We start from the raw sequence: 12,530 nt of genomic DNA, 5'->3' as shown, positions 1-12,530 counted from the left end.
GCTTACGGAACATTTCAACACCAGTACAAGTAGAACGAGTTGTATCATTGATACCAACAATTTCTACTTCGTCATTGATGCGGATGATACCAGCTTCAACACGACCAGTTACAACAGTACCACGACCCTGGATTGAGAAAACGTCTTCGATAGGCATGATGAATGGCTTATCGATGTCACGCTCTGGCTCTGGGATGTAAGTATCAAGTGCTTCTGCAAGCTCAACGATCTTATCTTCCCACTCTTTCTCGCCTTCTAACGCTTTAAGCGCAGAACCAGCGATTAGAGGTAAGTCATCACCTGGGAAATCGTATTCTGAAAGAAGTTCACGAACTTCCATTTCTACTAGTTCAAGTAGCTCTTCGTCATCAACCATGTCACATTTGTTCATGAACACGATGATGTAAGGAACGCCAACTTGACGAGAAAGAAGGATGTGCTCACGCGTTTGTGGCATAGGGCCATCAGTCGCAGCAACTACTAAGATAGCGCCATCCATTTGAGCAGCACCAGTGATCATGTTTTTAACATAATCGGCGTGACCAGGACAATCTACGTGTGCGTAGTGACGTGAAGGAGTGTCATATTCAACGTGAGACGTTGAAATAGTGATACCACGTTCGCGCTCTTCAGGAGCGTTATCGATTGATGCGAAATCTTTAGCAACACCGCCGTATACTTTTGCAAGTACGTTAGTGATTGCTGCAGTTAGTGTAGTTTTACCGTGGTCAACGTGGCCGATTGTACCAACGTTTACGTGCGGTTTTACGCGTTCAAACTTTTCTTTTGCCATCTTAAAAAATTCCTATAAAGAAATTAAAGGTCCAGTCCATTTTGGACTAAACCGAGCTAAAAATTACTTAACAGCGAGCTGCAATTATTTTATCTGCAACATTTTTTGAGGCTTCAGCGTACTTCAAAAACTCCATAGAGTATGAGGCACGGCCCTGTGTTGCAGATCGTAGATCAGTAGCATAACCAAACATTTCAGAAAGCGGAACCTGGGCGTTAACTAATTTTAGTCCACCTAGCGCATCTTCCATGCCTTCGATCATGCCGCGACGACGGTTTAAGTCGCCAACTACATCACCCATGTTTGCTTCAGGAGTGAGTACTTCAACCTTCATCATTGGCTCTAAAAGTACTGGGCTTGCATCAAGCGCACCCTGTCTCATTGCCAATGAACCTGCTATTTTAAATGCCATTTCATTCGAGTCTACATCATGGAATGAACCATCATATAAAGTCGCTTTGACGCCAAGTAATGGGTAGCCTGCCAGCACACCTTGAGCCATTTGCTCTTGGATGCCTTTGTCTACCGCAGGGATGAACTCTTTTGGAACTGAACCACCTACGGTTTCGTTAACGAACTCGTAAATTGGTGCTTCATCATCCGAAATATCCATCGGTTCAAGTTTAAGCCAGACATGCCCATATTGACCACGTCCACCTGATTGACGTATGAATTTACCTTCAACTTTAACAGTTGAACGAATAGCTTCACGGTAAGAAACCTGCGGCTTACCAACGTTACATTCAACACTGAATTCACGTTTCATACGGTCGACAATGATATCAAGGTGAAGTTCACCCATACCAGAAATTATAGTCTGGCCCGATTCTTCGTCAGTTTGTACGCGAAAAGAAGGATCTTCTGCCGCTAATTTACTTAGCGCGATACCCATCTTATCTTGGTCAGCGATTGTGCGAGGCTCAACCGCAACAGAGATAACTGGTTCAGGGAATTCCATACGCTCAAGCGTAATTTTAGAATTCGGATCACACAGTGTTTCACCTGTTGTTACGTCTTTAAGACCAATAGCCGCCGCGATGTCGCCTGCGTAGACTTCTTTGATCTCTTCGCGTGAGTTTGAATGCATCTGAACGATACGGCCAAGGCGCTCACGTTTGCTTTTTACTGGGTTGTAAACCGCATCACCCTGTTTAACAGTACCAGAGTAAACGCGGAAGAAGGTTAAAGTACCAACGAACGGGTCTGTTGCAATCTTAAAAGCAAGTGCAGCAAACGGTGCATTGTCATTAGCAGGACGCTCTTCCTCAGTACCATCTTCAAGAATACCTTGAATTTGTTTTACTTGTGTTGGTGCAGGCATATATTCAACAACGCCATCAAGCACAGCTTGAACACCTTTGTTTTTAAATGCACTGCCACAGGTAACTGGGACGATTTCGTTTGCTAATGTACGCTGACGCAAAGCAGCTTTAATTTCTGCTTCGCTCAGGTCTTCACCTTCCAAATACTTATCCATTAGTTCTTCAGATGCTTCAGCAGCGCTCTCAACTAAGTTTGAGCGCCATTCTTCAGCTTGTTCCTGAAGGTCTGCCGGTATTGCCTCATAAGCGAAAGTCATTCCCTGGTCTTCATCATTCCAGTTAATCATTTTCATTTTTATAAGGTCAATAACACCTTTAAAGTCGTCCTCAGCGCCTACTGGCAACTGAATTGGAACAGGCGTTGCTCCAAGACGAGATTTCACCTGGCTAACAACCGCTAAGAAATCAGCGCCCGTGCGATCCATTTTATTTACGAAGATCATTCTAGGAACTTCGTATTTGTTCGCTTGACGCCAAACTGTCTCAGTTTGCGGCTGTACACCTGATGAAGCACAAAGCACAACTACCGCACCATCAAGTACACGTAAAGAACGCTCTACTTCAATAGTGAAATCCACGTGTCCTGGAGTATCAATAATATTGATACGATGGGCGTCAAATTGCGCGTCCATCCCTTTCCAGAAACACGTTGTAGCAGCAGAAGTGATTGTGATACCACGCTCTTGTTCCTGCTCCATCCAATCCATAGTTGCAGCGCCATCATGTACTTCACCGATCTTATGTGAAAGACCTGTGTAGAACAGAACTCGTTCTGTTGTGGTGGTTTTGCCTGCATCTACGTGAGCAACAATACCGATATTACGATAAAGCTCAACTGGAGTTGTACGTGCCATAAAATCCTCTTAAAGGTTAAAGACAGATTACCAACGGTAATGTGCGAATGCTTTATTCGCTTCAGCCATACGGTGAACGTCTTCACGTTTCTTAACCGCAGTGCCTTTGTTGTCAGAAGCGTCAACAAGTTCTTGAGCTAAACGTAAGCCCATAGATTTCTCGCCACGCTTACGTGCAGCGTCTACTAACCAACGCATACCTAATGCGTTGCGACGTACTGGACGTACTTCTACTGGTACTTGATACGTTGAACCACCAACACGGCGAGATTTAACCTCAACCTGTGGGCGGATGTTTTCAAGTGCAGTTTCAAAGATTTCAAGGTGCGATTTGCCTGATTTCTCAGCAGCCACATCTAGCGCACCGTAAACGATTTTTTCAGCAGTAGATTTCTTGCCGTCTAACATTACGATGTTAACGAATTTTGCAAGAAGTTCCGATCCGAACTTAGGATCTGGAAGAATTTTACGTTGACCTATTACGCGTCTTCTAGGCATTTTGTATCTCCGGTTTATTCAGGTTTGCTCTTTCGAGTCAATCACCCAAAACAATAATTAAAAATATTTAGTGCTTGGCCTTACTAACGGAAAACAATTAGCCTTTAGGGCGTTTTGCACCGTATTTAGAACGAGCTTGACGACGGTCGCTAACGCCTGCACAGTCAAGTGCACCACGAACAGTGTGAAAACGCACACCTGGTAAATCTTTAACACGACCACCACGGATTAGGATTACACTATGCTCTTGAAGGTTATGACCTTCACCACCAATGTATGAAGTTACTTCGAAACCGTTAGTTAAACGTACACGAGCTACTTTACGTAACGCCGAGTTTGGTTTCTTAGGTGTAGTTGTATATACGCGAGTACATACACCGCGCTTTTGCGGACACGCTTTAAGCGCAGCTGAGTTACTTTTCGTAACCTTGCTACGACGTGGCTTACGCACTAGCTGGTTAATAGTTGCCATTTAAATAGCTCCTGAAATTAAAATTACTACTGAAAAAATGAAAAAATCCGCCCTTTATTTACGTGCTCGTATCAAACGTGCAGGTAAATGGGTGGCGGAATTTTAATGAGCAAAGATTGACCTGTCAACCTAAACCGTTAGCAAGGCAGTAGATAACTACCTTGCTAAAAGCTAATCTATTGATTAGATTCAGTTTATTGATTTCCAGATAAATCTGCGTTTAAAGCGTCTGTTAGTGCTTGAGTTGCCTCTTCTGCACTTACTGTTTGCTCTTCAACGACTACTTTACTCTGCTTACGACGAGCCATACGTTCTTGATGATACGCAAAACCGGTACCGGCTGGGATCAATCGACCCACAATTACGTTTTCTTTCAGACCGCGAAGTTCATCGCTCTTACCATTTACAGCGGCTTCAGTTAGGACACGAGTTGTCTCCTGGAACGAGGCTGCTGAGATGAAAGATTCTGTCGCTAGTGATGCTTTAGTGATACCCATTAACTGGATTTCAAACTTAGCAGGTAACTTGCCTTGAGCTTCAAGATCACGGTTTGCGATATTAACGCGCGCCACTTCGATTTGCTCACCAGCTAAGAATTCACTATGACCACCGTCTGTAATGGTACATTTACGTATCATTTGACGGATAATTGTTTCAATGTGCTTGTCATTGATCTTAACGCCTTGCAAGCGGTAAACTTCTTGCACTTCGTTAACGATATAGTTAGCAACATGAGTCACACCACGTAGGCGTAAGATATCATGTGGTGACTCAGGACCATCGGCGATAACTTCACCTTTAGACACTTGCTCACCTTCAAACACGTTAAGTTGACGCCATTTAGGGATCATTTCTTCGTAATGATCACCTTCTGGTGGAGTAATAACTAAACGCTTCTTACCTTTAGTCTCTTTACCAAAGCTAATCGTACCGGTTACTTCAGCTAAAATAGCTGGTTCTTTCGGTTTACGAGCTTCGAATAAATCGGCTACGCGTGGTAGACCACCCGTGATATCACGAGTTTTCGAACCTTCCTGCGGGATACGTGCTAACACGTCACCTGGGTTTGCTGTAACGCCGTCAATTACTTCAATCGTAGTGAATGAAGGAAGACGAGTTTCTTGCAAGCCGCGCTCTTCACTTTCGATGATAAGCTTAGGTTCTTTTGTATTCAACTTAGCAAGATCTTTAACAACTACACGGGTTAAGCCGGTTAGTTCATCAGTCTGTGCTTCAGTGTTTGAGTCATCGATATCACTGAATGATACTTTTGACTTATGCTCAAGAACGATTGGGTGACTATGCGGGTCCCAAGTAGCAACAATGTCGTTACCTTGAACTTCAGCATTATCTTGAACTGTTAATACTGCACCGTAAGGTACTTTATAACGCTCTTTCTCACGGCCATGACTATCGATGATAGTGATTTCCGTAGAACGTGAAGTAATAACAATCTTACCGTCAGTGTTTAATACATATTTAGCATTGTGAAGTTTCAATGTACCGTTAGTTTTAACTTGTACATTGTTCTCAGCAGATGCTCTAGATGCCGCACCACCGATGTGGAATGTACGCATCGTAAGCTGTGTACCTGGCTCACCGATTGATTGAGCCGCGATAACACCTACTGATTCACCCGCGTTGATGATATGACCACGTGCTAGGTCACGACCATAACACTTAGCACATACACCAAAGTCATTATCACATGTGATAACTGAACGTACGCGAACTTCATCAACTGAATGCTCTTCTAAAAGATCACACAGTTTTTCATCAAGCATGATATTACGTTCAACAAGTACAGTATTAGTACCTGGGATCACAATATCTTCAGCAACAACACGACCTAGAACACGTTCACGAAGTGCTTCTACAACATCACCACCTTCAATAAGCGGTTTCATTGTTAAGCCATCTTCTGTGCCACAGTCATCTTCATTGATTACCAAATCTTGTGCAACGTCTACTAGACGACGCGTTAGGTAACCCGAGTTCGCTGTTTTAAGTGCTGTATCGGCAAGACCTTTACGCGCACCATGCGTTGAGATGAAGTACTGAAGTACGTTTAGACCTTCACGGAAGTTAGCGGTGATTGGCGTCTCGATGATTGAACCATCTGGACGTGCCATTAGACCACGCATACCCGCCAGCTGACGGATCTGAGCAGCACTACCACGAGCACCTGAGTCGGCCATCATAAACACAGAGTTAAATGATGCTTGCTCTACTTCTTCACCTTTTGCATTAATCACTGTGTCTTTCGACAAGTTAGACATCATCTCACGTGATAGATTTTCATTTACACGTGACCAAATATCGATAACTTTATTGTACTTCTCACCAGCCGTTACAAGACCTGATTGGAATTGTTGGTTGATTTCAGTAACTTCAGCTTCTGCTGCTTCAATGATTTGTGCTTTAACCGGTGGGATAACTAAGTCATCAATACCGATAGAAACACCAGACTTCATTGCATAATGGAAACCGGTGTACATAACTTGGTCAGCAAACACAACAGTGTCTTTTAGACCTAGACGACGGTAACACTCATTCAATAAGCCAGAAATCTGCTTTTTACCTAATGGCTGGTTAATTGACGCGAACGGCATACCAGTTGGTAAAATAAGAGACAAAATTGCACGGCCAACAGTTGTTTCGATAACAGTAATAGTATCTTCTACTACACCATTTTCGTTTTTAACTGATTGGCTAATACGCACTTTCACGATTGCGTGAAGGTCTGCATTACCACTACGGTATGCTTTTTCTGCTTCTTTTGGATCTTTAAAGATTGCGCCTTCGCCTTTGGCGTTGATGCGATCACGAGTCATATAATAAAGACCCAATACAACATCCTGTGATGGAACGATGATTGGCTCACCATTCGCAGGAGATAGAATGTTGTTTGTCGACATCATAAGGGCACGCGCTTCAAGCTGTGCTTCAATCGTTAGCGGTACGTGTACCGCCATTTGGTCACCATCGAAATCGGCGTTGTACGCCGCACATACTAATGGGTGCAAATGGATTGCTTTACCTTCGATAAGCACAGGCTCAAACGCTTGGATACCCAAACGGTGAAGTGTTGGTGCACGGTTAAGTAATACTGGATGTTCACGAATTACTTCGTCTAGTACATCCCATACTTCCGGAACTTCACGTTCAACCATCTTCTTAGCAGCTTTGATCGTCGTAGCCATGCCGCGACGCTCTAATTTGCCATAGATGAATGGTTTAAATAACTCAAGTGCCATCTTCTTAGGAAGACCACATTGGTGAAGCTTAAGTGTAGGACCCACTGTGATTACAGAACGGCCTGAATAATCTACACGCTTACCAAGTAAGTTCTGACGGAAACGACCTTGCTTACCCTTGATCATATCAGCAAGAGATTTAAGCGGACGCTTGTTAGAACCTGTAATTGCACGACCACGACGACCGTTATCAAGTAGCGCATCAACCGCTTCTTGTAACATACGTTTTTCGTTGCGTACGATAATGTCTGGTGCTGCTAAATCTAATAGACGTTTAAGACGGTTATTACGGTTAATAACACGACGGTAAAGGTCATTTAGATCTGAAGTCGCAAAACGGCCACCATCTAATGGTACTAATGGACGTAGATCAGGTGGCAATACTGGAAGTACTGTCATGATCATCCACTCAGGGTTATTACCTGATTGGTGGAACGATTCCATTAATTTAAGACGTTTAGTGATCTTCTTACGCTTGGTTTCAGAGTTAATAGTTGGTAACTCTTCACGCATTTCAGCAATTAATTGTGCAAGATCGAGTTCACGAAGCAAGTCTAAAACTGCTTCAGCACCCATCTTAGCTTCAAACTCATCGCCATGCTCTTCAAGTGCATCAAGGTATTCTTCTTCACCAAGTAATTGACTACGCTCAAGCGTTGTCATACCAGGCTCAGTTACTACGAATGATTCGAAGTAAAGAACACGTTCAATATCACGAAGTGTCATATCTAGCATTAAGCCGATACGTGACGGTAATGATTTTAAAAACCATATATGTGCAACTGGGCTCGCAAGGTCGATATGACCCATACGATCACGACGCACTTTAGTGAGTGTTACTTCAACGCCACACTTTTCACAGATCACACCACGGTGTTTAAGACGCTTATATTTACCACATAAGCATTCATAATCTTTCACTGGGCCGAAAATACGGGCACAGAATAAGCCATCGCGCTCAGGCTTGAAAGTACGGTAGTTAATAGTCTCAGGTTTCTTTACTTCACCGTATGACCATGAACGAACCATGTCTGGTGAAGCAAGACCAATGCGAATTGCATCGAATTCTTCGGTCTTATTTTGTTGCTTCAGAAACTTAAGTAAGTCTTTCACCTTAGCTCTCCTGTCGGAGTTAATCTTGAGGACGGATGATTTCGTCCCTACATTCTATTCGGCCGTAACAGATGCTGCAGCGTTAGCTACAGCATCTAATTGGCTTAATTTTCTTCCAACTCGATGTTGATACCCAGTGAGCGGATTTCTTTCAACAATACGTTGAACGATTCTGGCATACCTGGTTCCATTTTATGGTTACCATCAACGATGTTTTTATACATCTTAGTACGACCGTTCACGTCATCCGATTTCACTGTTAGCATTTCTTGTAGAGTGTAAGCAGCACCGTAAGCTTCAAGTGCCCATACTTCCATCTCACCGAAACGCTGGCCACCGAACTGTGCTTTACCACCCAGTGGCTGCTGAGTAACAAGGCTGTAAGAACCAGTAGAACGTGCATGCATCTTATCATCAACTAAGTGATTCAGTTTCAGCATGTACATGTAACCAACGGTTACTTGACGTTCAAACTGATCGCCAGTACGGCCATCATAAAGTGTAACCTGACCACTTCGTGGGTATCCACCTAGCTCTAACATGTCTTTGATTTCGCTTTCTTTCGCGCCATCAAATGCAGGAGTTGCAATCGGTAAACCACCTTTTAAGTTTACAGCTAGACGACGAATTTCGTCATCAGAGAAGCTAGCAATGTCTACAACTTGGCGAGATTCACCAATTTCGTAAGCTTGCTTGATGAAGTCACGTAGCTCATGAAGCTCACGTTGTTCTTTCATCATTTCTTCAATGCGCTCACCAATACCACGCGCAGCTAGACCCATATGTGTTTCAAGGATCTGACCGATGTTCATTCGCGATGGTACACCTAGTGGATTCAATACGATATCTACCGTACGACCTTTGTCATCGTATGGCATATCTTCTACTGGTACGATAGTCGAGATAACACCTTTGTTACCATGACGACCCGCCATTTTGTCACCCGGTTGGATACGACGTCTAACAGCAAGGTATACTTTAACAATCTTAAGTACGCCTGGTGCTAAGTCATCACCTTGGGTAATTTTACGACGTTTGTTTTCAAACTTCTTATCGTATTCAGCTTTAAGCTCATCGTACTGGGCTGCTAATTGCTCAAGTTCAGCTTGCTTGTCTTCTTCAGCAAGGCTTTGAGTAAGTAGTTTTTCAGCATTAAGTGACGCTAATCTGTCTTCGTCTTGACCGGCTGCAATAAGTAACTTACGAGCACGATCTAACACGCCTGCTTCAAGAATACGGAATTCTTCATTAAAGTCTTTTTTCGCATCACGAAGTTGCATTTCTTCAACTTCTAGCGCGCGCTTGTCTTTTTCAACACCATCACGGGTGAAAACTTGCACGTCAATTACAGTACCTGTTACAGAGTTTGGTACACGTAATGAGCTGTCTTTAACGTCAGACGCTTTCTCACCAAAGATAGCTCGTAGAAGCTTCTCTTCAGGCGTTAATTGCGTTTCGCCTTTCGGAGTCACTTTACCTACTAGGATATCGCCGCCTTTGACTTCAGCACCGATATAAACAACGCCTGATTCATCAAGCTTGCCTAGTGCAGACTCACCCACATTCGGGATATCTGCTGTGATCTCTTCTGGACCTAACTTAGTATCACGGGCGATACACTGTAGTTCTTGAATATGGATAGTCGTTAGACGATCTTCTTCAACTACGCGCTCTGATAGTAGGATTGAATCCTCGAAGTTATAACCGTTCCATGGCATGAATGCCACGCGAAGGTTTTGACCAAGGGCTAAGTCGCCTAAGTCAGTCGAAGGACCATCTGCTAACACATCACCACGAGTAACCGGTTCACCAACCATACAAGTCGGTTTTTGGTTAATACATGTATTTTGGTTTGAACGTGTGTATTTGGTTAAGTTGTAGATGTCGATACCCGCTTCACCAGGGATGCGTTCTTCTTCATGTACATTAACAACGATGCGACTTGCGTCAGCATACATTACTTCACCACCACGTTTAGCAACGATCGTTACACCAGAATCTTTCGCTAGTGTTAACTCAATACCAGTACCTACTAACGGCTTATCCGCTTTCAATGTTGGTACTGCTTGACGTTGCATGTTTGAACCCATCAATGCACGGTTAGCATCATCATGTTCTAAGAACGGGATAAGTGCGGCCGCTACAGAGATCACCTGTTGTGGTGATACATCCATATATTGCTGATCCATACGACCCATAAAGGTTGATTCACCTTTGTGACGACATGGAATTAGTTCATCTACAAACTCATTGGTTTCAGTTAAGTTTGAGTTCGCCTGTGCGATAACAAACTGACCTTCTTCAATGGCTGATAGGTAATCAACTTCATCAGTTACAACACCGTCTACCACTTTGCGGTATGGTGTTTCTAAGAAACCATAATCATTCGTACGTGCGTACGTAGATAGTGAGTTAATTAGACCGATGTTTGGACCCTCAGGAGTCTCGATTGGACATACGCGACCATAGTGAGTTACGTGAACGTCACGTACTTCAAAGCCTGCGCGCTCACGAGTCAAACCACCCGGACCTAATGCAGAAATACGACGCTTATGCGTTACTTCTGATAGCGGGTTATTTTGGTCCATGAACTGTGATAACTGAGACGAACCAAAGAACTCTTTTACCGCTGCCGAAATAGGCTTAGCGTTAATAAGATCTTGTGGCATGATCGCGTCAAGGTCACCTAAGCTTAAACGCTCACGTACAGCACGTTCTACACGTACTAGACCTACACGGAATTGATTCTCAGCCATTTCGCCAACACTACGAATACGACGGTTGCCTAAGTGATCGATATCATCAACATCGCCTTGACCATTACGAATAGCTATTAGCACCTTCATAACAGACACGATGTCTTCTTTGCTTAATGTACCAGGGCCTGTGTCTGTATCATAACCAACACGGCTATTGAACTTCATACGACCTACTGTTGATAAGTCATAACGTTCTTCTGAGAAGAATAAGTTCTCAAATAAGGCTTCAGCCGCGTCTTTCGTCGGTGGCTCGCCTGGGCGCATCATGCGATAAATTTCTACTAGTGCTTCTAAGCGGCTACTGCTTGAATCAATGCGTAACGTGTTAGAAATATATGCACCGCTGTCAACTTCATTGATATATAGAGTATCAATTTTAGTGTGACCTGCTTTAACCAACTCAGCCATAAGCTCTAGAGTTAATTCATCATTCGCATTTGCGATAACTTCACCTGTTGACTCATCAACGTAGTTTCGCGCAATTACACGACCAATGATGTACTCATGTGGCACTTCTAGTTGGCTAATGCCTTTTTTCTCGATGCTCTTGATATGGCGCGCAGTTACACGACGGCCAGATTCAACGAACACTTCACCATCTTCGCTTTTTATGTCAAAGGCAGCGGTTTCACCACGTAAACGTGAAGGTACAAGTTCCATTAGAACTTTACCGTCAGTTACTTCAAACGCAGTGGTATCGAAGAAGATATCTAAGATTTCTTCACTCGAGTACTCAAGTGCACGTAGGATGATAGACGCCGGTAATTTACGACGACGGTCAATACGTACATATAAGTTATCTTTTGCATCAAACTCAAAGTCTAACCATGAACCACGGTAAGGGATAACACGTGCGTTATAAAGCACTTTACCCGATGAGTGAGTTTTACCGCGGTCGTTATCAAAGAATACACCAGGGCTACGGTGTAGCTGAGAAACGATAACACGCTCTGTACCATTGATTACAAAAGTACCGGTATCGGTCATGAGCGGAATTTCGCCCATGTAAACTTCTTGCTCTTTAATGTCTTTAACTGTGCCTGGCGCTTCTTTATCCATCACCACAAGACGCAATTTTACGCGAAGTGGAGCAGAATAAGTCACACCGCGAATTTGACATTCTTTTACATCGAAAACTGGCTCACCAATACGATAACTTACGTATTGAAGCTCAGAATTTCCCGAGTAGCTTTTGATTGGAAACACAGAACGGAAGGCAGCTTCCAAACCATGATCGCCATCAGCGTCCGGCACTAAGAATTTTTTAAACGATTCTAACTGTGTTGACAGTAAGAAAGGTATATCCAAAACTTGTGGACGTTTACCAAAATCCTTACGGATACGTTTCTTTTCAGAATAAGAGTAAGCCATGGGGTTCCTCAGCTTGCTGATCTTTGACCCGACCTGTTCTTGTAAGAACAGACTTAACTGGCATCTAAGCCAAGATTGTACAACATTTAAT

Annotated in this window: 6 protein-coding genes; all 6 read right to left on the bottom strand. The window is 43.4% G+C overall.

Annotated features, from left to right (window positions below; genetic code table 11):
- The coding region (locus A7967_RS21345) for an elongation factor Tu (RefSeq protein ID WP_064436057.1) at nt 1-793 on the bottom strand (793 nt) is incomplete at its 3' end.
- 67 nt (nt 794-860) lie between these two features.
- A complete protein-coding gene (gene fusA, locus A7967_RS21340; protein ID WP_054206872.1) occupies nt 861-2,969 on the bottom strand; it encodes an elongation factor G in 2,109 nt (702 codons plus the stop codon).
- Nucleotides 2,970-2,996: 27 nt separating this feature from the next.
- Nucleotides 2,997-3,467: a 30S ribosomal protein S7 gene (gene rpsG / locus A7967_RS21335; protein WP_054206871.1), complete on the bottom strand. Its 471-nt coding sequence runs from the start codon at nt 3,465-3,467 to the stop codon at nt 2,997-2,999.
- 97 nt (nt 3,468-3,564) lie between these two features.
- Nucleotides 3,565-3,939 carry a 30S ribosomal protein S12 gene (gene rpsL, locus A7967_RS21330; protein ID WP_002958885.1) on the bottom strand — a complete coding sequence of 125 codons (375 nt, stop codon included), beginning with the start codon at nt 3,937-3,939 and terminating at the stop codon, nt 3,565-3,567.
- A 194-nt stretch (nt 3,940-4,133) separates the two neighbouring features.
- The gene (gene rpoC, locus A7967_RS21325; RefSeq protein ID WP_054206870.1) at nt 4,134-8,309 is read right to left on the bottom strand and encodes a DNA-directed RNA polymerase subunit beta'; all 4,176 of its coding nucleotides are present in this window, start codon (nt 8,307-8,309) and stop codon (nt 4,134-4,136) included.
- Nucleotides 8,310-8,413: 104 nt separating this feature from the next.
- Nucleotides 8,414-12,439, bottom strand: a complete 4,026-nt coding sequence (rpoB, locus tag A7967_RS21320) for a DNA-directed RNA polymerase subunit beta (protein ID WP_054206869.1) — start codon at nt 12,437-12,439, stop codon at nt 8,414-8,416.
- Between the last annotated feature and the right edge of the window lie 91 nt (nt 12,440-12,530).

It is taken from the genome of Pseudoalteromonas neustonica, from assembly GCF_001653135.1.
Taxonomy (GTDB): Bacteria; Pseudomonadota; Gammaproteobacteria; order Enterobacterales; family Alteromonadaceae; genus Pseudoalteromonas; species Pseudoalteromonas neustonica.
Note: the sequence above shows the minus strand (reverse complement) of the source record. Positions and strands in the feature narration are given on the sequence as shown.